At 71.2% G+C, this 23,369-nt stretch carries 19 protein-coding genes and 1 pseudogene; 14 read left to right on the top strand and 6 right to left on the bottom strand.

The features are described 5' to 3' along the window. The first annotated feature begins 66 nt into the window (after positions 1 to 66). From AB0J87_RS34130 to AB0J87_RS34090, 9 genes are all read left to right on the top strand, one after another. Complete coding sequence (locus AB0J87_RS34130; RefSeq protein WP_363971837.1) at positions 67 to 1,236, top strand: cellulose-binding domain-containing protein; 1,170 nt, start codon at positions 67 to 69, stop codon at positions 1,234 to 1,236. 29 nt (positions 1,237 to 1,265) lie between these two features. Beyond that, complete coding sequence (locus tag AB0J87_RS34125) at positions 1,266 to 2,264, top strand: LacI family DNA-binding transcriptional regulator (protein WP_363971835.1); 999 nt, start codon at positions 1,266 to 1,268, stop codon at positions 2,262 to 2,264. Beyond that, positions 2,261 to 3,280, top strand: a complete 1,020-nt coding sequence (locus AB0J87_RS34120) for a LacI family DNA-binding transcriptional regulator (RefSeq protein WP_363971833.1) — start codon at positions 2,261 to 2,263, stop codon at positions 3,278 to 3,280. Before AB0J87_RS34125 ends, AB0J87_RS34120 begins: the two co-directional genes overlap by 4 nt. 140 nt (positions 3,281 to 3,420) lie before the next feature. After that, on the top strand, positions 3,421 to 5,016 hold the full coding sequence (locus AB0J87_RS34115; RefSeq protein WP_363971831.1) for a hypothetical protein: 1,596 nt from the start codon (positions 3,421 to 3,423) through the stop codon (positions 5,014 to 5,016). Further along, a complete protein-coding gene (locus tag AB0J87_RS34110) occupies positions 5,016 to 5,966 on the top strand; it encodes an ABC transporter permease subunit (protein ID WP_355209366.1) in 951 nt (316 codons plus the stop codon). Before AB0J87_RS34115 ends, AB0J87_RS34110 begins: the two co-directional genes overlap by 1 nt. Further along, positions 5,963 to 6,862: a carbohydrate ABC transporter permease gene (locus AB0J87_RS34105; protein ID WP_363971828.1), complete on the top strand. Its 900-nt coding sequence runs from the start codon at positions 5,963 to 5,965 to the stop codon at positions 6,860 to 6,862. The genes AB0J87_RS34110 and AB0J87_RS34105 overlap by 4 nt, the downstream gene beginning before the upstream one ends. Continuing rightward, positions 6,862 to 7,497 carry a DUF624 domain-containing protein gene (locus tag AB0J87_RS34100; RefSeq protein WP_363971826.1) on the top strand — a complete coding sequence of 212 codons (636 nt, stop codon included), beginning with the start codon at positions 6,862 to 6,864 and terminating at the stop codon, positions 7,495 to 7,497. The genes AB0J87_RS34105 and AB0J87_RS34100 overlap by 1 nt, the downstream gene beginning before the upstream one ends. Next, positions 7,494 to 9,407, top strand: a complete 1,914-nt coding sequence (locus tag AB0J87_RS34095; RefSeq protein ID WP_363971824.1) for a beta-L-arabinofuranosidase domain-containing protein — start codon at positions 7,494 to 7,496, stop codon at positions 9,405 to 9,407. The genes AB0J87_RS34100 and AB0J87_RS34095 overlap by 4 nt, the downstream gene beginning before the upstream one ends. 147 nt (positions 9,408 to 9,554) lie before the next feature. Further along, the gene (locus AB0J87_RS34090; RefSeq protein WP_363971822.1) at positions 9,555 to 12,671 is read left to right on the top strand and encodes a BTAD domain-containing putative transcriptional regulator; all 3,117 of its coding nucleotides are present in this window, start codon (positions 9,555 to 9,557) and stop codon (positions 12,669 to 12,671) included. A gap of 34 nt (positions 12,672 to 12,705) precedes the next feature. On the opposite strand, the gene AB0J87_RS34085 is transcribed toward AB0J87_RS34090, so the two are convergent. Next, on the bottom strand, positions 12,706 to 13,929 hold the full coding sequence (locus AB0J87_RS34085) for a cytochrome P450 (protein WP_363971820.1): 1,224 nt from the start codon (positions 13,927 to 13,929) through the stop codon (positions 12,706 to 12,708). A gap of 39 nt (positions 13,930 to 13,968) precedes the next feature. Here AB0J87_RS34085 and AB0J87_RS34080 point away from each other — a divergent pair. The 3 genes and pseudogenes from AB0J87_RS34080 to AB0J87_RS34070 all read left to right on the top strand — a co-directional run. Beyond that, positions 13,969 to 14,157, top strand: a pseudogene (locus tag AB0J87_RS34080) (helix-turn-helix transcriptional regulator); the annotation flags it as partial. Positions 14,158 to 14,439: 282 nt separating this feature from the next. Further along, a complete protein-coding gene (locus tag AB0J87_RS34075; protein WP_363971977.1) occupies positions 14,440 to 16,014 on the top strand; it encodes a choice-of-anchor I family protein in 1,575 nt (524 codons plus the stop codon). A gap of 134 nt (positions 16,015 to 16,148) precedes the next feature. Beyond that, positions 16,149 to 16,280, top strand: a complete 132-nt coding sequence (locus AB0J87_RS34070) for a hypothetical protein (protein WP_350734111.1) — start codon at positions 16,149 to 16,151, stop codon at positions 16,278 to 16,280. A 60-nt stretch (positions 16,281 to 16,340) separates the two neighbouring features. Here AB0J87_RS34070 and AB0J87_RS34065 read toward each other — a convergent pair whose 3' ends face one another. Further along, positions 16,341 to 16,745: a hypothetical protein gene (locus AB0J87_RS34065; protein WP_350734113.1), complete on the bottom strand. Its 405-nt coding sequence runs from the start codon at positions 16,743 to 16,745 to the stop codon at positions 16,341 to 16,343. A 32-nt stretch (positions 16,746 to 16,777) separates the two neighbouring features. After that, positions 16,778 to 17,980: a DUF6745 domain-containing protein gene (locus tag AB0J87_RS34060; protein ID WP_363971817.1), complete on the bottom strand. Its 1,203-nt coding sequence runs from the start codon at positions 17,978 to 17,980 to the stop codon at positions 16,778 to 16,780. Positions 17,981 to 18,174: 194 nt separating this feature from the next. Here AB0J87_RS34060 and AB0J87_RS34055 point away from each other — a divergent pair, with 194 nt between their 5' ends. Both AB0J87_RS34055 and AB0J87_RS34050 read left to right on the top strand, forming a co-directional pair. Beyond that, on the top strand, positions 18,175 to 19,131 hold the full coding sequence (locus AB0J87_RS34055; RefSeq protein ID WP_363971815.1) for a TIGR02996 domain-containing protein: 957 nt from the start codon (positions 18,175 to 18,177) through the stop codon (positions 19,129 to 19,131). After that, positions 19,128 to 21,014: a hypothetical protein gene (locus AB0J87_RS34050; RefSeq protein ID WP_363971813.1), complete on the top strand. Its 1,887-nt coding sequence runs from the start codon at positions 19,128 to 19,130 to the stop codon at positions 21,012 to 21,014. Before AB0J87_RS34055 ends, AB0J87_RS34050 begins: the two co-directional genes overlap by 4 nt. Positions 21,015 to 21,027: 13 nt before the next feature. Here AB0J87_RS34050 and AB0J87_RS34045 read toward each other — a convergent pair whose 3' ends face one another. From AB0J87_RS34045 to AB0J87_RS34035, 3 genes are all read right to left on the bottom strand, one after another. Next, positions 21,028 to 22,092, bottom strand: coding sequence for a class I SAM-dependent methyltransferase (locus AB0J87_RS34045; RefSeq protein ID WP_363971811.1), 1,065 nt, complete (start codon positions 22,090 to 22,092; stop codon positions 21,028 to 21,030). A gap of 188 nt (positions 22,093 to 22,280) precedes the next feature. Then, a complete protein-coding gene (locus AB0J87_RS34040) occupies positions 22,281 to 22,721 on the bottom strand; it encodes a cupin domain-containing protein (RefSeq protein WP_363971809.1) in 441 nt (146 codons plus the stop codon). A 93-nt stretch (positions 22,722 to 22,814) separates the two neighbouring features. Further along, positions 22,815 to 23,306: a hypothetical protein gene (locus tag AB0J87_RS34035; protein ID WP_363971807.1), complete on the bottom strand. Its 492-nt coding sequence runs from the start codon at positions 23,304 to 23,306 to the stop codon at positions 22,815 to 22,817. Positions 23,307 to 23,369: the final 63 nt, after the last annotated feature.

Genomic DNA, 23,369 nt, shown 5'->3' with positions numbered 1-23,369 from the left:
CGAACCATCGTCTTCAAGAGACGGTTTGGGAGCGCTCCCATACGGACCCCGAAGGCGAGCGATGTCATGTCCGGTCCCCACACGCTGTCTGCCCGACTCTGGGCAGTCGTCGCCTGCGTCGCCGTGGCGATCGGCGGCATCGCCGCCGTGACCGCCCCCGCTTCCGCGGACACCGGGTGCAAAGTGGACTACACCGTGAACTCCTGGCAGGGCGGCTTCACCGCGCAGGTGAAGGTCACGAACCTGGGGACGGCGCTCAGCGGGTGGCGGCTGCGGTGGACGTACACCGGGGACCAGCGGGTGACGAGCGCGTGGAACGCGCAGGTGGAGCAGAACGGCCGGGTCGTGACGGCGGCCAACGTCGCGTGGAACGGCGCGCTGGCCACGGGCGGCAGCGCCGAGTTCGGCCTGCAGGCCACCTGGTCGGCGGCCAACCCCGCGCCCACCGACTTCACGCTCAACGACGTGGCCTGCAACGGCACCACCACCCCGAGCCAGACCCCCACCGTAACGCCCACTGTCACCCCCACGGTCACCCCCACGGTGCCGCCCGGCTGCTCGGGGGCGACGGTCTGCTCCGGGTTCGAGGACCAGGCGGGCAGCCCGTCCGGCGACTGGCAGGTCGTCACCCCCAACTGCGCCGGCACCGGCACGGCCGTGATCGACACCGCGATCACGCACAGCGGCGGCAAGTCCCTGCGGGTCAACGGGGGCGGCGGCTACTGCAACCACCTCTTCGTCGGCACCACCCGCGACGTCTCCCGCGTCGGCCCGGTGGTCTACGCCAGGATGTGGGTCCGGCACACGACCGCCCTGCCCGCGACGCACGTCAGCATGATCACCATGGCCGACGCCAATGACGGCAACCGCGACCTGCGCATCGGCGGCCAGAACGGCGCCCTGCAGTGGAACCGCGAGTCCGACGACGCCACCCTGCCCGAGCAGAGCCCGGCGGGCGTCGCGCTCAGCACCGTGCTTCCCGTCAACCGCTGGGTCTGCCTGCGCTACGAGATCGACACCACCAAGCAGTCGATGCGTACGTACCTGGACAACCAGGAGGTCGCCGGCCTGCGCGTGGACGGCACCCCGACGCAGGACATCGACTCCCAGTGGCTGCGCCGCGCCACCGCGCCGCGCCCGGCCACGCTGCGGCTGGGCTGGGAGAGCTACGGCAGCGACCAGGACACCCTCTGGTACGACGACGTGGCGCTCGGCTCGGCACCCCTGGCCTGCTGATCACAAACCGAATGCTGAGAAGTCCTACCGTGACCTACGCTGTTCGCATGCGCGTGACGATGCGGGAGGTGGCCGATCGGGCGGGCGTCTCGATCAAGACCGTGTCACGTGTGGTGAACGGCGAGCCGCACATCCGTCCGGAGAAGGTGAGCCGGGTGCATGCGGCGATCGACGAGCTCGGCTGGGTCCCCAACCGGGCCGCCAGGACGCTCAGGACCGGGCAGGTCGGGGTGGTCGGCATCGCCGTCACCGAGCTGCGCCGCCCGTATCTCGCGGGACTCGTCGAAGCCCTGGTCACCGAGGCCGATCGCTGGGGAATGCTCGCCGCGGTCGAGCCGACGCACGGCGATCCGGCCCGGGTGGCGGCGGTGCTCGCCGCCCGGGGGAAGACGTTCGACGGCGTGGTGCTGATCGGGCCGGTCGGGCCGGTCGGCGACGGGCTGGACGACCGCCCGGTGGTCGTCGTGCAGGGCGGCGCGGCCGAGGTGGACCGGGTTGAGGTGGATCGCGTTCAGGAGGACGTCGCGGAGGCGGCGGCCCTGATGGCCCGCCACCTCGCCGTCATGGGCCGGTCCCGCCCGGCGTTGCTCGGCGCGCATCAGGATGAGCTGCGCGCCTGTCTCGACCGATCCGGTCCGGTGCCCGTGCCGTGCGCGGTTCTCGGCGAGGTGGCCGACCGGCGCGCGGGAGCGCGGGCCGCCGTACAGGTGCTGGAGCGGCACCCGGACGTCGACGTGCTGCTGTGCGTCAACGACGAGGTGGCGCTCGGGGCTCTCGCGGCGCTCGTCAAGCACGGGGTGGACGTCCCCGGACGGGTGGCGGTCGCCGGCTACGGCAACCTGGAGGACGGGCGGTTCTCGACGCCGTCGCTCACCACGATCGACCCGGGACCGGCCCGGCTGGCGCGCAGCGCGCTGGAGCTGCTCGCCGATCGCCTCGCCGGCACGGCGCCGCGACAGCCGCGCGCGGTGGTCTCCCCGGTCGAGCTGATCCGGCGTGAGTCCACGCTCGGCCGGGACCCGCGGTGAAGCGCCCGACGCTGGCGGATGTCGCCGTGCGGGCCGGGGTCTCGGCGAAGACCGTGTCCAACGTCCTGCTCGGCCGCCCGCATGTCTCGGCCGCCACCCGGGCCAAGGTCCAGGCCGCGGTCGAGGAGGTCGGCTACGAGGCGGGACACGCCACGAGCCAGGCTGGGCGCGGGCTCGCCTCCGGCCGGACCGGCCGGATCGCCGTCGTCGTGCCGAACCTCTACCAGCCGTACTTCGCGGAGAACGCCGAGCGGCTCATCCTCGCCCTGGCCGAGTGCGGGTTCACCAGCACGCTGCGGATCGCCAACGGCGGGGAGCGCGAGCGCGACGCGGTGCTCGGCGTGACGACCGCCGACGTCGACGGCGTCATCATCTGCCCGCACCACCTGTCGGACGAGTTGCTCGCCGGCGCGGCGCCGCGGCGCCCGGCGGTGGCCCTGGGCGGCGCGCCGATCAAGACGCTCGACGGTGTGCTGATGGGGGAGCGCGCGGGCTTCCTGGCGATCACCCGGCACCTGCTGGCCACCGGCCGGCGGCGGCTCGCGTTCGTGTGGAACGGTCCGGCGGGCGCAGTCCCGACCGGGGACCGCTACTCCGGGTTCGTGGCCGCTCTGGAGGAGCATGGCATCGAGCATGATCCTTCGCTCGTAGCCTACAGCTCCGACTGGGACCGCAGAGCCTCGGGCTACGAGGCGATGGTGGGGCTGCTGCGGCGCTCCGGCCCCAGGTTCGACGCCGCGGTCTGCGTCAACGACACGATCGCCGTGGGCGTGCTGAAAGCCCTGCGCGCGCACGCCATCCGCATCCCCGAGGACGTCGCGGTCACCGGCTTCGACGACACGGACGAGGGGGAGTTCACCATCCCGTCGTTGTCGTCGGTGAGCCCCGACCAGGGCGAGATGGTGGCCGCCGCCGTCCACCTGCTCATCGAGCGCCTCGACGGGTACGACGGCGCGGCCCGGCAGGTGCACACCGGTGTGCACCTGCTGATTCGCGACTCGTCCGGGCAGGCCTGACCCACTCCGCACCCCTCGACGCGGTCACTTCTTCCCCTGATTGTCTTGTCATTGACAACGCTGAATGACGGCCCCTAACATCGCTGAAACATTCACCGAGATCTCGGTCACACCCCTCCGTCCCCCCTCAGGAGGACCGCATGGCCACCTCACCGGCTCTGTCCCGCCGGGCCTTCGTCGTCGCGGCCGGCCTCACCGCACTCGCGGGTTGCTCCGGCAAGAACTCCGGCGATCCGAACACGTTGCGGATCTTGGTCAACAAGCATCCGCTGACCAAGCCGATGAGCACGATGGAGTGGCCCAAACAGCTGGAGAAGATCGCGGGCGTGAAGATCCAGTGGCAGGAGATCTCCGCCGACTGGGACCAGAAGAAGTCCACCATGCTGGCGGCCGGCGACGTGCCGGACCTGATCATCGGCACGAACGCGATCACGAACGCCGACCTGGGCACGTACCGGACGCTCTTCGAGAACCTGGCCGACGACCTGGACGCTCTCCCGAACGTCAAGGCGTTGTTCGCGGCGAAGCCGCAGCTGAAGTCGATGGCCACGCTGACCAGCGGCGAGGTCTACGCGGTCCCGGGCTACAAGCGGTTCTGGCCGACGACCGTGACCCACCAGTACATCAACAAGCAGTGGCTCGACCGGCTCGGCCTGAAGGTCCCCACCACCTGGGACGAGCTCTACACCGTGCTCGTCGCGTTCAAGGAGGAGGACGCCAACGGCAACGGTGACAAGAACGACGAGATCCCGATGGACTGGTCACCGGTCGGCACGGGCGGCTTCGGCTACTTCCAGCCCAGCGTGCTGCTCGGCAGCGTCGGCCTGCCGATCGCGGGCGGCGGCGGCCAGGGCTACTTCCTGGAGGACGGCAAGGTCGGCAACTTCCTCGTCGACGAGCGCTACAAGCAGGTGATCGAGTTCCTCCATCGCTGCTACGCCGCCGGCCTGGTCAGCAAGAACGTCATGACGCAGGACTACTCGGCCTACCAGGCGGTCGGCCGCGGTTCCGGCAAGGTGGCCAAGGTCGGCTTCAGCTGGGGCTGGACGGCCAGCGACCGGTTCGGCGCCGAGCTGGCCGATCAGTACGTCGCGATGGCGCCGCTGCTGGCCAAAGCCGGCCAGACCACCCCGGTGACCTGGACGTACGACTCCAACGGCGAGAACTTCCCGTCGAACCAGATCCTCATGTCCGCCAAGACGAGCAACAAGCAGGCGGCGCTCAAGGTCGTCAACGCCCTCTACGACAAGGAGATGTCGCTGCAGGTGCTGTGGGGCGACCTCGGCAAGTACGTCAAGAAGGTCAGCGACAAGGAGTACGAGGTGCTCCCGCCGGCCGACCCCAAGGTCGACCCGTCGACCTGGAAGTGGACGGTCACCATCGCCGACGCCGGCCCGGTCTGGATCCGGGACGACATCGAGGTGAAGCTGCCGGCCGACCTGGACGAGGCCGTCGAGCAGACCGAGCCGCTGCAGAAGGCGCTGGCGAACATGGACGTGGACAAGGACGTCTACCCGTTCCAGTTCATCCAGATGAAGCCCGACGACACCAACCAGCTCGGGCTGAACAACACCACGATGCTCAACACCGCGATGACGAAGTTCGCCGAGTGGATCACCAAGGGCGGCGTCGAGGATCAGTGGGGGCAGTACGTCCAGCAGGTCCAGAACGCCGGCCTGCAGAAGAACATCGACATCTACCAGCGCTACTACGACGAGTACGTGAAGACGCGCTGATGGCGGAGTCTCTCGTCGCGGCTCGCAAGCCGGCCGGGGCCCGAAGGATGGGCGCCGGCCGGCACGTCAGGCGGTACTGGCAACTGTGGCTCATGGTCCTGCCGGCCGTCGGGTTCGTCGCCGTGTTCATGTACGTCCCGATGTACGGGATCCAGCTGGCCTTCCGGGAGTTCGACTTCACCGCGGGGCTCACCGGCGGGGACTGGGTCGGCCTGAAGTACTTCCGGCAGTTCTTCGACAGCCCGCTGTTCTGGCCGCTGCTGAAGAACACGTTCGTCATCGCCTTCACCACGCTCGTGGTGGGGTTCGTCGCGCCGATCCTGCTGGCCCTGATGATCAACCAGATCGCCGGCGGCCGGCGCAAAAGGGTCATGCAGACGGCGACGTACCTGCCGCACTTCATCTCGATCGTGGTCATCGTCGGCATGCTGCAGGCGTTCCTCAACCCCTCCACCGGGCTGCTCACCCGGGTCTCCGCCCTGTTCGGCCTCGACGGGGTGAACCTCCTCGGCGACACGGCGGCCTTCGTGCCGGTGTACGTGATCTCCGACGTGTGGCAGCACTGCGGGTGGAACAGCATCATCTACCTCGCCGCGCTCTCGCGGGTCGACCCGCAGCTGTACGAGGCGGCCAAGGTGGACGGCGCGAACCGGCTGCAGCTCATCCGGCACGTCGACGTCCCGAGCATCGTGCCGACCATGGTGATCCTGCTCATCCTCACCATGGGCGGCGTGCTGAACACCGGCTTCGAGAAGGTCTGGTTGATGCAGAACAACCTGAACCTCCCGGTGTCCGAGGTCATCGCGACGTACGTCTACAAGATCGGCATCTTCAGCACGCAGTTCAGCTACGCCACCGCGATCGGCCTGTTCAACACGGTCATCAACTTCGCGTTCCTGATCGCCGCCAACGCGATCGCCCGCCGCGTGTCGAACTGGAGCCTGTGGTGACATTCTTCCGCAAGAAGACACCGGGCGACGTCGTCTTCACGCTGGCGCTCGGCGCGATCTGCGTGGCGGTCCTGTTCGCGGTGGTCTATCCGGTCTACTTCGTGGTGATCGCGTCCGTGAGCAACCCGTCGCTGATCTCCACCGGCGAGGTGTGGCTGTGGCCGAAGGGCGTCAACCTCTTCGGGTACCGGGAGATCTTCAACGACGAGCGGATCTGGACGGGCTACCGCAACACGCTGCTCTACAGCGCCGTCGGGACCGCGCTGAACCTCGTCGTGACCATCCCCGCGGCGTACGCGCTGTCGCGGCCGGAGTTCCGCCCCCGGCGGATCCTCATGCTGTTCTTCGTGTTCACGATGTTCTTCAACGGCGGGCTGATCCCGACGTACCTGCTCTATCGCGATCTCGGCCTGCTGGACAACTGGCTCGTGTTCGTCCTGCCGTCGGCGGTGAACGTCTACAACCTCATCATCGCCCGCGCGTTCTTCGAGCACTCGCTGCCGAAGGAGCTGTTCGAGGCGGCGATGATCGACGGCGTGTCCTACCTGCAGTATTTCGCCAGGGTCGCGCTGCCGCTGTCCAAGGCGATCGTCTCGGTCATCGGCCTGTACTACCTGGTCCAGCACTGGAACGACTTCTTCACCGGCATGGTGTTCGTCCGGGACAACGCGCTGCAACCGCTGCAGATCGTGCTGCGTGACATCCTCCTGTCCAACCAGGCGTTCGCCGGTGGCGTCGGGGCCTCCGGCGGCAGCGGCACCTCCTACGACCAGCAGTACGCCGACCAGATCAAGTACGGCGTGATCGTCGTCTCCAGCCTCCCGGTCCTGGTGCTCTACCCGTTCCTGCAGCGCTACTTCGAGAAGGGCGTGCTCATCGGGTCGGTGAAAGGCTGATGAGACGCGTCCTCACCTGGCACACCAGGGCGGGCGAGGTGGGCCTGCTGCTGCTCAAGCTGCACCTGCTGTGGGTCGTGTGGACCCTGGCCGGCGGCGTCGTGCTCGGAGTCTTCCCCGCGACCGCCGCGGTGTACGGCGTCATCCGCGGCGAGCTCCTGCATTCGGGAGCGCCTCGCGAGTTCCGCCGGCTCTGGCGGCAGGAGTTCCGCACCGCCAACGTGGTGGGCTACGTTTTCGCGGCGGCCTGGGCGGTGCTCCTGGTGGACCGGCGGCTGCTGGAGAGCGCGGACCTCGGCGTCGTCGAGCCGCTGCTCGGCGTGCTGCTCTGGCTGGTCACGCTGTTCGTGTCGTGCATGAGCGCGAACATCTGGATCCTCGCCGCCCACTTCGACGAGGGGCCGGGCGCGCTCGTCCGCCGGAGCGCGATCCTCGTCCTCGCCCGCCCGGTCCAGGCGCTGGTCACGCTGCTCGTCGTCGGCGTGATCCTCTGCGCGTACTACGTCGTCCCCGGGCTGGTCCCGGTCTTCGGCGTGGCCGTACCGGCCTTCGCCTCCTTCGCCTACGTCTGGGGCACCGCGGTCCTTCCCAGGGCCCCGGGCTCATTTCACGACACCCCGTTGGGAACACCATGACCATGACCTCTGCCGCCGCCTTGCGTCGCGAGCCGCTGCCGCTGACCGCGGTCACCATCGACGACGCGTTCTGGGCGCCGCGCCGCGAGCTGATCCGTACCCGTACGCTGCGGCACCAGGAGGGCCAGCTGCGCCGGCCCGGACAGCAGTTCGACGCCCTGAGCCTGTCCTGGCGGCCGGGGGACCCGGACGAGCCGCACATCTTCTGGGAGAGCGACGTCGCCAAGTGGATCGAGGCCGCCAGCTACTGCCTGGCCACCACCGACGACCCCGAGCTCGACCGGGCCGTCGACGAGGCGATCGAGCTGCTGGCCGGCGCGCAGCAGGACGACGGCTACCTCAACGTGTACTTCACCGTCGTCAAGCCGGGGGAGCGGTTCACCGACCTCCGCGACGCCCACGAGCTGTACTGCGCCGGTCACCTCATCGAGGCCGGGGTCGCCCACTTCGAGGCGACCGGCAAGACCCGGCTGCTCGACATCGTGCGCCGCTACGCCGACCTGATCGACACCGTCTTCAGCCCCGACGGCCCCCGCGCCGGCGGCTACTGCGGGCACCAGGAGATCGAGCTCGCGCTGGTCAAGCTCTACCGTGCGACCGGCGAGCGCCGCTACCTCGACCTCGGCCGGCGGTTCATCGACTGGCGCGGGGAGGAGCCCTACTACTTCGAGGCCGAACTGCGGCGGCGCGGCACCCCCGGCTACTTCGGCACCAGGCTCCCCCGGAAGCCCAGGGACCTGCGGCGCTTCCGCGAGTACAACCAGAGCCACCTGCCCGCGGCCGACCAGGCCGAGGCCGTCGGTCACTCGGTCCGCGCCATGTACATGTACAGCGCGATGACCGACCTGGCCGGCGAGTACGGCGACGACCGGCTGCTCCAGGCCGTGCGCCGGCTGTGGGCCGACGTCACGGACAAGAAGCTGTACGTCACCGGCGGGCTCGGCTCCGACCCGAGCATCGAAGGCTTCGGGCCCGCGTACGACCTGCCCGAGGCCCACGGCTACGCCGAGACCTGCGCCGCGATCGGCCTCGTCCAGTGGGCCCGGCGCATGAGCAACCTCACGGGCCACGGCCACTACGTCGACGCCCTCGAACGCGCCCTGTACAACGGCGTCCTCAGCGGCGCCTCCGCCGACGGCACCCGCTACTTCTACGGCAACCCCCTCGCCAGCCACGGCACCGTGACCCGGCAGGAATGGTTCGACTGCGCCTGCTGCCCGCCCAACCTCGCCCGGCTGCTCAGCGAGCTCGGCCGCTACGTCTACGCCCAGGGACCCGGCGAGGCCGTCGTCAACCTCTACGTGGCCGGCACCGCCCGCTTCACCTTCGCCGGCGGCGAGGTCACCCTCCGCCAGGACACCGCCTACCCCCGGGAAGGCCGCCTGGCCGTCACCGTCACCCACGCCGACGACGGGGCGGAGTTCACGCTGGCCGTCCGCATCCCCGGCTGGAGCCGGCAGCCGGCCGTCACCGTCAACGGCGAGCCCGTTCACCAGCCTGTCCTCCGCGAGGGCTACTGCGCCCTCTCCCGCCGCTGGCGGGCCGGCGACGTGGTCGAGATCGACCTCGGCATGGAGGTCCGCCGGACCTGGGCGGATCCCGGCGTCGCCGCCACCGCCGGCAAGGTCGCTCTCGAGCGCGGTCCGATCGTGTTCTGCCTGGAGGGCGTCGACCACGACTGCGCCGTGCACAGCCTCACCCTCGCCCGCGACACCCCCGTCCACGCGGTCCCGGACGAGCGGACCGGCGTCGTCATCCTGAACGCCGACGCCACCGCGGACGCCGAGGCCGACGGCTCGCTGTACGGCGACCGTCCTCCCGCCCGGCGCGGCGTCACGCTGACCGCCGTGCCGTACTTCTCCTGGGCCAACCGCGGCCTCTCCGACATGACCGTCTGGATCCGGGAGTGAAAGGGAAGCGTTGAAGTAGCCTCCGGCCGACGGGATCCCGCCTGATCCTGGTGATTGGGCGGGATCTTGCCATCACTCCCGTACCCCCGTCGTACGATCATCACTCGCCGGCATCGCAGCGGGGGAATCGGGACGTGAAGGGGGCACATGGAATCGGAGGTGCGCTTCGCGCTGCTCGGGCCGGTGTCGGTCGACGGGCCTGACGGGCCGATCGCGCTGGGCTCACCGAAACAGCGGACCGTGCTGGCCGCCCTGCTGCTCCACGCGAACCGCACGGTGTCGGACGACCGGCTCGTCGACCTGATCTGGGGCGAGCAGCCTCCGCGTACGGCGGTTTCGCGCCTGCAGGTCTACGTCCACGAGCTGCGAGCGCTGGTCGGCAAGGAGCGCATCGGCCGCGTCGGCGCCGGCTACCGCATCCACGCCGTCGCGGACGAGCTCGACCTGCAGCTGTTCGAGCAGTACAGAGCCGCCGCGCGCGCCGACGCGGAGGAGGGTCGCCACACCGACGCCGCGGCCCGGTTGCGCGCCGCGGCGGGGCTGTGGCGCGGGCCGGCGCTGGCAGGGGCCGGCGCCCAGCTGATCCACCAGGAACGTCCGGGCCTCGAGGACAGGCGGATCTGCGCCCTGGAGGAGCTGTACGACTCCGAACTGGCGGCCGGGCGGCACGCCGAGATCGTCGGCGAGCTGCACACGACGGTGGCCGAGCACCCGCTGCGCGAGCGGCTGCTGGGACAGCTCATGCTGGCCCTGCACCGGTGCGAGCGCCGCGGCGAGGCGCTGGCCGTCTACCGGGAGGCGAGACGGCGGCTGGTCGACGAACTGGGCATCGAGCCCGGCCGCCCCCTGCGCGAGCTGCACCAGCGGCTCCTGCGGGACGACGAACCGGACTTACCGGGGGAGGGCCTGCAGCCGGCGCCTCCTCCGCCGCGACGAGAACCCCTCGTCGCGCGACCGGCCGAGTTGCCCAGGGACGTGCCCGAGTTCGCCGCCCGCGACGCGGAGCTGGCGTGGCTGAACGAGTGCCTGGCCGGCGGCGACGGCGTGTGCGTGCTGAGCGGCACGGCCGGCATGGGCAAGACGGCCCTCGCGTTGCGCTGGGCGCACCAGGCCAAGGACCGCTTCCCCGACGGGCAGCTCTACATCGACCTGCGCGGCTACGACCCGGACCACGAGCCGCTGACCACGACGGCGGCGCTGACCCGGCTGCTGGTCTCGCTCGGCGTCGATCCCGAACGGGTGCGGGGCGGGTTCGAGACCCAGCTCGGCCTCTACCGCTCGCTGCTGTCGGGGCACTCGTTCCTGCTGCTCCTGGACAACGCCCGCGCGGCGGCCCAGATCGAGCAGCTCCTGCCCCCGAACGGCGTGGCGCTCGTGACCAGCAGGCACCGCCTGGGCGAGCTGGTGGCGTTCGCGGGTGCCAGGCAGCACTCGCTCGGCCCGTTGTCCGAGGCGGACGGCCGGGCGCTGCTGGACGGCGTGCTCGGGCCGGCGGGCGGCCCGGCCGAGTCGGACGCGCGCGGCGAGCTGGTACGCGCGTGCGGCGGGCTGCCGCTCGCGCTGCGCATCGCCGCCGCGAACGCCGCCGCCCGGCCCGAGGACGGCACCGCGGCGGTCGCGGCGGAGCTGGCCGCCGGCAACCCGCTGGCGGGGCTCACCGTGGACGGCGCCAAGGACAACGCCGTCACCGTCGCCTTCTCCGCCTCCTACCGCGTGCTCGCCCCCGCCGAGCAGCGGGTCTTCCGCCTGCTCGGGCTCGTGCCCGGCCCCGATGTCACCGTGGCGGCCGCGGCGGCGGTCACCGGCCTCCCGCGGGACGCGGCCCGCGCCTCGCTCAAGGCCCTGGCCGCGGCCCACCTGCTCGAACATCACATCACCGACCGCTACCGCTTCCACGACCTGGTCCGCCTGTACGCGGTGGCGGAAGCCGGGCGCGATCCCGAGCGCGAGCCGGCCTGGCAGCGCCTGTTCGAGCACTACCTGGAACTGGGCGCGGCCATCGCCGCCCGGTGCGCGCCCGGGGAGTCCCTGCTCTCCGGTCCGCAGCCGGGCCCGGACGCCCGTGAGCTGCCGTCCCCCGAGGCGGCCGACGTCATCAATCTGCTGGCCGCGCTGAGGCGCGCGATCGAGCGGGATCCCGGCCCGGCCGTCTGGCGCCTGGCCGACATGGTCCGCGCCATCTGCGCCCGTACCGGACGCATCGGTGAGTGGATGGAGATCGCGCCGACCCTGCTGGAGGCCGCCTCCGCGCACGACGTGCCGGCCGTGACCGCCATGCTGCACACCGGCATGGGCGACGGCCTCTTCCGCGTCGGCCGCCGTGAGGAGGCCGTCGGTCATCTGGAGCAGGCCGTCCGGATCGCCCGCGAGAGCGGCGATCGGGAGGGCGAGGCGGCGGCCAGGATGGGGCTGAGCTTCGCGCGGGCGTGGACGGGCGACCTCGTCGAGGCGATGGCCGACAACGTACGGGCCGCGCAGCTCTTCGGCGAGCTCGGCTCGGTGCCCGGCCACGTCCGGGCACTCCACGCGCTCGGCTACCAGTACCACCACCTGGGCCGGCTGGACCTGGCCGAGGACTACTGCAGGCAGGCACTCGCGCTGAGCCGGCGCCACGATCTGCCCTACGCCGAGGGGGCCGATCTGCGGCAGCTGGGCGCCGTGCTCCTCGACCAGGGCCGGTACGGCGAGGCGGAGACCTGCCTGCGGCAGTCGGTCGCCCTGATCACCTCGATAGGCGGCCACGGCGCGGCCACGACGCAGATCTGGATCAGCCGGCTGCACTGGGAGAACGGCCGGTGGGCGCAGTCGCGGGACGAGGCGCTGGCGGCGCTCGGCGTGTGCCGCGGCCAGGGCGACCGGCTGGTGGAGGCGGCGGCGCTGGTCGCCCTGGCCGACGCCGGGGTCCGCCTCGGCCTGACGACAGAGGCCGCGGACAGCCTGGACCTGGCCGACGGCCTCATCGGCGCGGGCGGCCTGAACTGGCATCTGGCCTACGCGCTGCTCGCCCGCGCCCGGCTGCTCGAAGCCGTGGGCGACCAGGAAGGCGCCGTCCGCCACGTGCTGCGGGGCCACGCCGTGGCGGCCGAGAGCACGTACCGGCTGCCGGAGCTGGCCGCGCTGACGGAGCTGGCCAAGCTGGAACGGCGACGAGGCGACCGCGAGGCGGCGGAGCACCGGGCCGGCGAGGCCTTGCGGCTGTGCCGGCAGATCGGACACGCACCCTGCGAGAAGAAGCTCGCGCTGCTGCTGGAGGACGCGAGGTAGGTTTCCCCTCCCAGGATGCGCACGGACCGGCCCCTCAAGGTGCGACGGCGTCAAACTCGATCATGAGCTGGCGGGGGCCGCGCAGCGCCGGGTTGGGCCGGTACGGCGGCGGGTCCGTGACCAGCCGGGGATTGACCAGCCGGCGGGCCAGCGCGGAGAGCGCCACCTGCGTCTCGCTCCGTGCCAGCGGCGCGCCGAAGCAGTAGTGGATGCCGTTGCCGAAGCCGAGATGCGCGTTGTCGGCGCGGCCGGGATCGAAGCGGTCTGGGTCGGGGAAGCGGTGCGGGTCGCGGCTGCCGGCGGCGAGGACGAGCGCGAGGGGTGAGCCTCGCGGGATGGTGGTGCCGGCGATGTCGATGTCGGCCAGGGTGCTGCGGCCGGTCAGCATGTGCACCGGTGGCTCGTAGCGCAGAAGCTCCTCGACCAGCGGGATGCTCAGGTCGGGTTCGTGGCGCAGCCGATCGAGCACGTCGGGGTGGCGCAGCAGGGTGAGCAGGCCGTTGGCGATGAGGTTGACGGTGGTCTCGTGGCCGGCGACCAGCAGCAGCGCGCCGGTGTTGAGCAGGTCGGTACGGGCCATCGGCCCGTGCGGGCCGGTGTCGGTGAGCAGGCCGGAGATCAGGTCGTCGCCCGGTTGGCGGACGCGGGCCTCGGCGAGCGTGTTGAGATATTCGCCCAGTTCGCGGGTGACCTCGCTTCTCCTGCGCTGGCGCTCCTCGAACGTTCCGGTGGTCGGGTCGAAGGCTTCCACGGTGGCGTCGGCCCAGTGGTGGAAGCGCGGCTCGTCCTCGCGCGGCACGCCGAGCAGGTGGCAGATCGCGGCCACGGGCAGCGGGTAGGCGAACTCCGCGACGGCGTCGATGCGGTTCTTGCCGGCGAAGCCGTCGATCAGGCCGTCGGTGACCCCGGCGAGCCAGGGGCGGAGGGCGTCGACGCGCCCGGGCGATTGAGGCGGCCCGAACGGGCGCATCGCCAGTTCCCGCAGCCGGTCGTGCTCGGGCGGGTCGCGGTTGATGAAGGGCAGGAGCAGGCTGTCCTCGGGAGAGGCGGTGGCCTCGGCCACGCCGGGGCGGCTGCGGGGGTCGGAGCTGACCCGTGGATCGTGCAGCAAGGCGACGATCTCCTCGTACGTGCTGACCACGTACGTGCCGTCGGCCTCCCGCGTCACCGGGGTCTTGCGCAGCTCGGCGTACAGCGGGTACGGGTTGGCCCGGTTGGCGGGGTCGAGGACCTGCTGGTAGAGGCTGGCCTGTGCCATGACGATGCCTTTCGTGAACTCCGCGCGGGCAAGGTCGCTGTGGCTGCCCGGTGCGCCGCCCGCCGCACCGGAACCTTCCCGCCCCACCCTGTGCCTTGCATCAGGTACCGGCCAAACCTCCGCAAGCAATCAGGCGCTGCGCCGTCATCGCATGCGGCACGACTGACCCTGGAGCAGCTCGCCGAGGCGTCGGGGGTCAGCGTCCGGACGCTGTCGGACATGGAGCGGGGACGCAGCAGGGGACCCCGGCACCGCACCGTCACCGCACCGGCCTGGCGGCACAAGCCGAGCTGGTACCTGGTGGCCACCGAGGACCGCATGATCCCGCCCCCGGCATCCGATCGCGGCCACGGACCGGCCCTGGCGGCGCACTGCCAGGGCCCGGGCCGGACCGGGCGTCGCGCCTCCGTGCCGCCTGAGCTGCGTGGACGATGCTCTTCCCAGGTGCAATTCACCGCAAAGACATCCTCTGGCGCTCAAACGGTCATCGGCTGTCGTCACGATCGGCGAATGCACCGCTCACATGCCTTCCGGATGACCGCGGCCGCCGCCGGCGCCGCTCTCTCGCTCGCCTTGCTCGCCGTTCCCGCCCAGGCGACGATTTCGCAGGACAACGGGGCCAAGGGCGTCAGCCTGGCGTTCCTCGGCCGGTTCTCGACCGGGTCGGCCGGCACCGGGGCCTCGGAGATCACCTCCTACGACCCCGCCACCAAGCGCGCTTTCGTGGTGAACGCGCAGGCGGGAACGGTGGACGTCCTCGACATCCGCGACCCGCGCAACCCGAAGCGGGTCACCTCCCTGCCCGCTCCCGGAGCGAACAGCGTCGCGGTGAGCAAAGGCCTGGTGGCCGTCGCGCAGCAGGCGGCGAAGAAGACCGGCCAGGGGAAGGTGACGCTCTTCCAGGCCGGTTCCGGCAAGAAGCTCAAGGAGTTCCCCGTGGGGGCGCTTCCCGACATGGTGACCTTCAGCGAGGACGGCCGCCGGCTGGTCGTCGCCAACGAAGGCGAGCCGGAATCGTACTGCGCGGGCGCCGTCGACGACCCCGAGGGGTCGGTGAGCGTCATCGACGTGAGGAGCGGCACCGTACGCACCGCCGACTTCCGGGCGTTCAACGACCGGGCCGACGCGCTCCGGGCCGCGGGCGTGCGCATCTCCGGTCCGGGCGCGACGGTGGCCCAGGACCTGGAGCCGGAGTACATCACCGTGGCCGGTGACACGGCATGGGTGACGTTGCAGGAGAACAACGCGGTGGCGATCGTCGATCTCGGCCGCGCCAAGGTCCAGCGGATCGTGCCGCTCGGCCTGAAGGACTTCGGCACGGTGGGCCTCGACGCCTCCGACAAGGACGGGAAGATCGACATCCGTCCCCGGGCCGGCGTCAAGGGGATGTACATGCCCGACACGGTCGCGCACTTCCGCTCGAAGGGGGAGACGTACCTCGTCACCGCCAACGAGGGCGACGGCCGTGACTGGGACTGCCACACGGACGAGGTGCGCGTGAAGGACCTGACGCTCTCGGCCGAGGCGTTCCCGAACGCCGCCGCGTTGAAGAAGGACGCGGAGCTCGGCCGCCTGACCGTGGCCGCGGACTCGCCGAAGGACGCCTCGGGCGCCTACCGGCAGCTGAACGCCTTCGGCGCGCGCTCGATCTCCGTACGCTCGGCCACGGGCGCGCTGGTCTGGGACTCGGGGGACGAGCTCGAGCAGCTGATCGCCCGGGAGCTGCCGAAGGAGTTCAACGCCGACAACGAGGAGAACGGCTCCTTCGACAGCCGCAGCGACAACAAGGGCCCGGAGCCCGAGGGCGTCGCGGTGGGTCAGGTGCGGGGGAGGACGTACGCGTTCGCCGGGCTCGAGCGGGTCAGCGGGGTGGTCGCCTACGACGTGACCGACCCCCGGCGCCCGGCCCTCGTCGACTATCTCAACACGCGCGACTTCGCCGGATCCGTCGAGGACGGGACCGCCGGCGACGTCGGCCCGGAGGGTGTCTTCTTCGTGTCCGCCGGGGACAGCCCGACCCGCCGGCCGCTGCTGATCGTGGGCAACGAGGTGAGCGGGACCACCGCCATCTACGAGATCCGGTAGGTGGCCTCAACCGGCTCCTGACGCGCCGTACGCCGGGGTTCGCGAGGTAACGTCATCGTCACAGGTGCCGCTCGCCGTGATCCGCGCACGTCCCGTTCTCGAATGCGCGGCAGAAACCTGACTGGAGGTCCCTCATGGCCCGACGAATCTCCCTCCTGCTCGTCCTGGCCGTCTCGGCGCTGGCGCTGCTCGCCGGCACCGTTGCCGGGCCCGCCAACGCCGCGACAGCCATCGAGTACGGGCTGATGGCCGCTCTGGTGCCCTGAGAGAAGGCAGAAGGGCGGATGTCCGGCATCCGCCCTTCCCGGCCCGACGGCGGACGGCCTTCAGTCGGCGACGAGGCGGGTCTGGTCGGCCTGCTCGCGCTGGCGCCGCAGCTCGTAGGTGCCCGGTGCGATGCCGGTGAAGGCGTGTTCGGGGTGGGCGAGGTAGGCGGTCGCATCGTCGGCCACGGTCAGGACGCCGAGCACCATTCCGCCGCCGAAGCGCTCCGGCGTGAAGAACGCCTTGCCGGTGGAGAGCAGGAGGTGGGTGTTCGCCCCGCCCTGGCCGCGGACGATCGGGACGCCGGCCTCGGGGACTGGGGTGCGGGCCGGGTCCCGCTTGGCCGGTACGACGGCGACATCGCCCTGGAACTGCAGGCCGGACAGGATGGGGATCTCGGCCTGCCGGTCGAGGTGCTCGTCGACGGTGACGCCGAAGGTGGCCATGGCCTGCTCGATGGTTAGCATCTTCTCTCGGGCTCCTTTGCCGGTGGGCGAGGTCAGGATCGTCGTTGCGCGCCGGCGTACTGTGCCGGGGTGAGGCCGTAGGTCCAGGCGGCGGCCTGGATGGGGTCGCTGCAGTCGGCGGGGACGGTGAGGCCGAAGCGGCGGCGGGTGCCGTCCCGCTCGACGGTGCCGTTGGTGCACAGCAGGACCCGCACGTGCGTGGCGTAGATGTCCTCGGGGACGTCGTGCAGGGTGAGGGTCTGGCCGGGGTTGCCGGGGTCGGGGACGGCAGGCCCGATCTGCTCCAGGCCGGCCTCGATGATGAAACGGTCCCAGCCGCGGCGTTCGATGGCGCAGCGGCGGATCTCGGCGTTGGTCTCGCGGAGGATCTCGTCGGTGGTGAGGGTGTCGTCGATGACGGCCCGGGGGACGTGGGTGCCATGCCAGAAGTAGACCCCGAACCCGTCGGACCAGCCGGCGGTGGGGCCGTCGGCGCGGTGCGGCCGGTGCACGGCCCTGGCACCTTCGCCTACCTGCTCGAGGTGCAGCTCGGCCGGGCGCGGGCAGAGCATGACGAAGTCGAGGAAGGGCCACCACCACCAGCCGGCGGGCGCGGACCGCGCCGGGTCCTGGCCGGAGTCGTGCCCTGGGACCGCGTCCTGCCTGAAGCGGTCGACCAGGGGGAGCCAGGTGCCGGAACGCTGGAACGCCAGGTGGGCCCGCCACAGCCGCCGTACCTCGCCGCGGATCGTGTCCTGCCGCGAGCCGCCCACCGCCGCGTCCACCGCCGCCCGCACGGCCGCGTTCGACGCGTCGGCGACCAGGTTCAACACGCCGGCGGGCACATTCCGGCTCTCCTCGCGGGCGGGCACGTCCCGAACGGCCGAGGCCAGCGCGGCGCCCATCCTCGCGGCGATCTCGGCGTGCAGGGCGGTGGCCGCCGCGCCGTGCACCGGATCGCTCGCCGCCCCCTCGGCCGCGACCCGGACCGCGGTACGCACGGCGTGGCCGACGCTCTCACCGGCGGTGTCGTCCACCGCGCGATAGACGGACTCCAGGACGCGGTTGTTGCGGTGACCGGTGCTCAGGCAGGCCGCGATCGGTGCGGCGAACGCGCCGACGAGCGGCGAGGACACCCACACGACCCGTTCCGGGAACGGGACCCCGATCTCCCGGTAACAGGCGCGGGCGGCGGACTCCCACGCCCGCCTCTCGATGGCGCCGTCGTCGTCCGGCTCGGGACCCGGTGAATTCACGGTGGAGACCTCCAACTGAGGCGGGCCCCCTGGCTCCGCCCGAGAGCGCCGCAAACGACACCGTGCCGCCTGGGACACGTCGGCGATCATGTACTCGGCGCAGCACGATACCTGCCCGCGCCGTCACTCGGGGACCGTTTACAGATGATGTGCGGCGCCTTGACACATCTGTCGATCTCCGTACATTCGTACGAATGCAAGTGACCGCCGTCGAAGACGCGTTACGGGCTCATCCCGACGACCTCGCCTCGTGGGGTGCCTACAGTGACTGGCTGCTGGAGCAGGGCGACGCCAGAGGCACGCTGATCCGCCTCGAACAGCGCCTGGCACGCACCCGTCCCGCCGACCGCCCGGCCATGGAGCGGGAGATCGCCGACCTCGTCGCGGAGCACGAGGGCGGATGGGACGACGGGTTGCCGGCGACGGCGCACGTGCTGGCCCGCCGGTACGGCTTCGCCACGGAGGTCGCCGTCCCGTGGTCGGACGACGTCCGCGAGGTCGTGGAGCAGGTGCTGCGCGGCCGGTTCGTCACCACGCTGAGGATCACGTCCCACGAGGCGTCCGACGAGGACGAGGAGTGGGACGACGAGGACGACTTCTGGGACGACGACGAGGATGACGAGGACGACGAGGACGAGGACGACGACGAGGACGACGGCCCGGGAGGCGGGGTTCGCCCCGGGCGCCTGGACATGCGGGCACTCGACGGGCTGGATCTCGGCCGGCTCACCGGGCTCGACCTCTCCTATCTGGACCTCGGTCCCAACGGCGCCGAACTCCTCGCCACCTTGCTCCGCACGGACGGGTTGCGGGCACTGGAGCTGCGGTACTGCCGGATCGGCGACGCCGGTCTCGCGGCCCTCGCGGCGTCCCCGTACCTCGGCGGACTGCGCCGCCTGCACCTGCAGCGCAACAGGGTGAGCGCCGAGGGCGTGCGCTCCCTGCATCGGTTCACGGAGCTGACCGAGCTCGACCTGCGGTACAACCACATCGGCGAGGCGGGCGCGGAGGCCCTGATCGCGGCCCCGTTCGCCGGCTCCCTCGCGCGGCTGTGGCTGTACGGCTCCGATGTGGGCAAGGACGGCGTGCGCAGACTGGCGCACGCCGCGAACCTTCCGTCCGGGCTGCGCACCATGTGGAGGTCCATGTGAGCATCGAACTTCGGGATCGCTTCTTCGTCCTGTCGGCCGGGGACGCGCCCGCCGAGGAGGCCGCCCGGTATCGGGCGGAGGTGGACGCGACCGACGCCGAGCCGGCCGCGACGGTGGACGGGCTGGACATCTCCTGGCATCCGTCGGCGCGGTTCAAGGCGGTGCGGTTCATCGACGCCGAGCGGATCGACGAGCGGGTGCGGGAGCTGTTCGCCCGGCCGAGCGCGGACGCGCCGTACCTGGCGGCGGTGTTCGTGGATCCGCACGAGTTGTCGTTCCGCACGTTCGAGAACATCGTCCCGCTGGACCGCCTGTTCGAGGACGTGCCGCTGGAGGCGGAGCTGGCCGAGCGGGCGGAGCACGCGGACGGGGTGTTCTCGTTCTCGCTGCGGCTGCCGGCCGAGGCCCGGGCCCGCCTGGAGCGGCTGGACGAGCTGAAGCTGTACGTGCCGCCGCTGAACGCCGGGTCCCGGGGCGGCGAACGGTTCATCTTCCACTCGGCGCTGCTGGCCGAGGCGTTGGGCGCGGCGGTGGCCGACGCGTTGCCGCCGGCGACGGCGGAGGGGTTCTCGCACGTGAACCCGGTGTTCAGGTGCAACCGGTTCGAGCCCGGTGACGCGAACTTCCACCGGCACCGGGACACGCCGTACTTCGACGCGGCGCGGCGGCACATCTCCCGGTACACGGTGCTGCTCTACCTCACCGGCGGTACGGGGTCGCCGGCGCTGGACCTGGTCGGCGGCGCCGCGCTCAGCGAGATCGGCGACTTCACGTGTGTGATCTTCGATCAGCGGTACGAGCACGAGGGCGCCCCCTACCGCGACGGCCGCAAGGTGTTCCTGCGTACCGAGCTCATCTTCACCGCCGACGAGGTCACCGAGGCGCCGGAGATCGGCGAGCTGTTCAGCAAGGCGTGCTACCTCACCGGTGAGAGCGTGTTCGCGCCGGAGCTGGCCCGGCACGCCGACGCGTACTACAACCAGGTGGCCGCCGCCCACTGGAACGGCCTGGGGGAGGGCCCGACTCGCGAGACCTTCGTGCACAAGGAGTTCCGCGGGGTGCACTTCGTGGCCAACGGCTACGACTTCTGGTTCGCCAAGAGCGAGGAGCTGTCGCTGGCGGAGTGCGCCGCGATCACCCTGCTCGACTACTTCAACTGCAAGCTCGGCGACACCGCGTTCCGGGCGCTGTGCGAGACGGAGGTGATCGAGTCCGACGACGCCGCCTGGATCCCGGAGTTCCTGAGTGCCCGGCGCGGCGGGTCCGTCATGACGCGGGTGGACAAGTCCGCGTTCTTCCCCGAGCCGGAGCGGGCCAACAACAGCATCTGCTGCCCGTTCCACTCCTCCGGAGGCTACGACCCCACGCGCCACGGCGAGATCATCGATCTCTACACCGACGCGCAGTCCTTCGCCAAGGCGCACATCCTGCCCGCGCCGATCCTCATGCTCGGCGAGGACGTGGCCCTCGACCCGGACCGGTTCGTCATCCAGGACAACCTCATCCACGTGCTCGGCAAGGGCGCCCTCCAGCCGGTGAACTTCGCCGCCTGCTGGAACGACGAATCCATCCCCGAGGACTACGTGGTCGTCGCGGCCAAGGTCGGCGTGGCGCAGTTCCTCGTCCCGCCCATCATCTACGCCGAGTCCGACGGCTGCTACCACCTCACGTTCGACTTCTTCCGCAACTCGTGGATGGTCGACCACCAGCGGGCCACCATCCCCATCCCGAGGATCACCGAGGACCAGTGGGCCGATCCGGAGGAGAGAAGCCGCGCCTGGCGGCGCTACGTGGACGACTCGCTCGTCGACGACGAGCACCCGCTGCCGCCCAGCGACCTGTGGGACGACGAAGAGGACGACTGGGACGACGAGGACGACTGACGCGGCCGGGGAATCAGCGGCGGGCGTCGTAGACGCGGTTGGCGGGGCCCTCCGCGGCCAGCTTCCAGGTACGCAGGCCGGCCTCGTGCGCGATGCGCCGCAGGGCGTCCTCGCCGGCGTGGTTCCCCAGCGCGTACGGCCCCTTCTGGGCCAGCGCCCCGGGCAGGCACAACGTCGCGGACGTTGCCGTGAACGCCCGGCCGAGCGGGTTGATGTTGTCCCGGGGCGCCGCGGCGGCGTTCGGCTCGACGACCAGGCAGGCGCCGTCGGCGGCCAGCGTCGCCGCGGCCCGCCGGAACGCGGCTCCGGGGTCACCGAGGTCGTGCAGGCAGTCGAAGAAGGTGATCAGGCCGTAGTCGCCGCCGGGGAAGTCGCCCGCGCCCGCGACCTCGAAGGTCACCCGATCGGCCAGCCCCTGCTCCGCCGCCGCCCGCCGCGCGCTCTCGACGGACGGGCCGTGGAAGTCGAAGCCGTGGAAGCGGGAGGCAGGGTACGCGTGCGCCATGAGCAGCGTGCTGTGGCCGAAGCCGCAGCCGACGTCGGCGACGGACATGCCCCGCTCCAGCCCCTCCACGACGCCGTCCATGGCCGGCAACCACTCCTGCACCAGGGACGCCGCGTAGCCGGGGAGGAAGAACCTGGCCACCCCCTCGTACAAGGCGGACTCGTGCTCCTCCCAGCCCACGCCGCCGCCCGTCCGGTAGGCGTCCACCAGCGCGTCCTCGGTGGCGTAGAGCGGCTGGAGCATGGCGAACGCGCCGGCCGAGTACGCGGGAGAGGCCGGGTCCGCGAGCACGGCGGCGTGTTCGTCGGGGAACACGTAGGTGTCCGTGCCGGGCTCGTAGTACACGTACTGGCCGGCCACCTGGGAGGCCAGCCACTCCCGTACGTACCGCTCGTCGAGGCCGGCACGGGCGGCGAGCTCCCCGGAGGTCAGCGGCCCGGCCCCGGCCATCGCCTCGTAGAGCCCGAGCCGGGTGCCGATCGACGTGCACAGGCCCGCGAGGGCGGCACCGCTGTCGATCGTCACGCGTTCCAGGAACTCCTTCACCCGATCCTGGTCAAGCGTTTTCTCCATGATTTCCCCCGTTGTTTTGCGATCGCAAATCTATATAAACAGTGACAATCACAGCTATATAAACGGTGAAAACCAGCCCAAGCGCCCGTCTTTGTTCGAAGAGGCGGGAACCGAACCCGGTTCCCGCCTTCTTCGCCTTCAGCGCGCGGTGGTGAACAGGAACGTGCCGTTCCGCACGTCCTCCATGGTCATGACCGCGGCGCGCGCCGGTCCCGCCGGGCCTCCAGCTCCTGCGGGCTGACCGGGACCAGCATCGGCTGCCCGGGCGCGCAGAACATCGTCACCACGAACGCCGACTCCTCGTCGGCCAGGTGGTTGCCGTCCTGGTAGTGGATCACGTCCCCACCGGGCTCCCAGAACGCCTCACCGGCCCGGACGACCCGCACGGGTTCGCCTTCGAGCTCGAAGTTGATGGCGCCCTTGACCACGTACCCGTACGCGGGGCCGGAGTGCCGGTGCGGCGGCGCGCCCGGGCTGTTCGGCGGCAACGTGACCAGGATCGTCATCGCCTCGGAGCCCTCCGGTGCGCGCGGCGCCCCCGGCACGGTGGCGACGATCTCGATCTTCGGCGGCGGCCCGCTCCGGTCGGGGTTCTCGAGCTGGTGGGCGTGAGCTTGGTCGATGCTCATCAGGTTCCTTTCACGGGACGTCGGCCGGCTCGGTCCGGCCGTGCACCAGCTCAGACAAGACAGCGTCCCGATGTGTGACAGCACTCTGACCCGTCAGAGGGCCAGCGCGGCCATGAAGGCCATGCTGGCCGCCATTCCGGCCGAGCACACGTCCTGACCGAACATCCTTCGGTCCGCGCTCCGCTCGGGCAGGACGCGGAGGAGCCGGGCGCAGGTCCAGGCCAGCCCGATGACCAGGGCCAGCACGGCCGGCGAACCGCCTCCGTGCGGGTGCCCGGCCGTGGCGCCGGCGAGAGAGGGCGAGCCGAACGCCGTCAGCACCAAGAGGATGGACATGACCACGAAGTCCTGGATGTGATGACCGGTCTCGGCGCGGCGGGAGGGGGAGCCGCAGAGCCAGCCGGCGGTCAGCAGCGCGAGCACCGCCGCGGACAGGAACCAGCCGCCCAGGTGCCCGGCCGCCATGCCGAGCGCCATGACGACGTGCGGCCACCTCCTGGTGGGACGCGCGGAGGGCAGCAGGGCCGGGGCGAGGGCCAGGGCGCACCCGGCCGATATCCCCACCGCGTGGAGGAAGGCCTGCATCAGGCGGTCTCGACTTTCACCGGGCAGGCACTCCTCGTTTTCCGAACTGGCCGAGATGGTAGT

It is taken from the genome of Nonomuraea sp. NPDC049625, from assembly GCF_040675285.1.
Classification (GTDB): domain Bacteria; phylum Actinomycetota; class Actinomycetes; order Streptosporangiales; family Streptosporangiaceae; genus Nonomuraea; species Nonomuraea angiospora_A.
The sequence above is the reverse complement of the archived record's forward strand: the minus strand, read 5'-3'. Positions and strand labels throughout refer to the sequence as shown.

Coding starts and splice junctions, on each gene's coding strand:
- AB0J87_RS34130 (WP_363971837.1), top strand. CDS start 67: ATGTCCGGTCCCCACACGCTGTCTGCCCGACTCTGGGCAGTCGTCGCC.
- AB0J87_RS34115 (WP_363971831.1), top strand. CDS start 3,421: ATGGCCACCTCACCGGCTCTGTCCCGCCGGGCCTTCGTCGTCGCGGCC.
- AB0J87_RS34110 (WP_355209366.1), top strand. CDS start 5,016: ATGGCGGAGTCTCTCGTCGCGGCTCGCAAGCCGGCCGGGGCCCGAAGG.
- AB0J87_RS34100 (WP_363971826.1), top strand. CDS start 6,862: ATGAGACGCGTCCTCACCTGGCACACCAGGGCGGGCGAGGTGGGCCTG.
- AB0J87_RS34095 (WP_363971824.1), top strand. CDS start 7,494: ATGACCATGACCTCTGCCGCCGCCTTGCGTCGCGAGCCGCTGCCGCTG.
- AB0J87_RS34090 (WP_363971822.1), top strand. CDS start 9,555: ATGGAATCGGAGGTGCGCTTCGCGCTGCTCGGGCCGGTGTCGGTCGAC.
- AB0J87_RS34085 (WP_363971820.1), bottom strand. CDS start 13,929: ATGGCACAGGCCAGCCTCTACCAGCAGGTCCTCGACCCCGCCAACCGG.
- AB0J87_RS34075 (WP_363971977.1), top strand. CDS start 14,440: ATGCACCGCTCACATGCCTTCCGGATGACCGCGGCCGCCGCCGGCGCC.
- AB0J87_RS34070 (WP_350734111.1), top strand. CDS start 16,149: ATGGCCCGACGAATCTCCCTCCTGCTCGTCCTGGCCGTCTCGGCGCTG.
- AB0J87_RS34065 (WP_350734113.1), bottom strand. CDS start 16,745: ATGCTAACCATCGAGCAGGCCATGGCCACCTTCGGCGTCACCGTCGAC.
- AB0J87_RS34055 (WP_363971815.1), top strand. CDS start 18,175: ATGCAAGTGACCGCCGTCGAAGACGCGTTACGGGCTCATCCCGACGAC.
- AB0J87_RS34045 (WP_363971811.1), bottom strand. CDS start 22,092: ATGGAGAAAACGCTTGACCAGGATCGGGTGAAGGAGTTCCTGGAACGC.
- AB0J87_RS34040 (WP_363971809.1), bottom strand. CDS start 22,721: ATGAGCATCGACCAAGCTCACGCCCACCAGCTCGAGAACCCCGACCGG.
- AB0J87_RS34035 (WP_363971807.1), bottom strand. CDS start 23,306: ATGCAGGCCTTCCTCCACGCGGTGGGGATATCGGCCGGGTGCGCCCTG.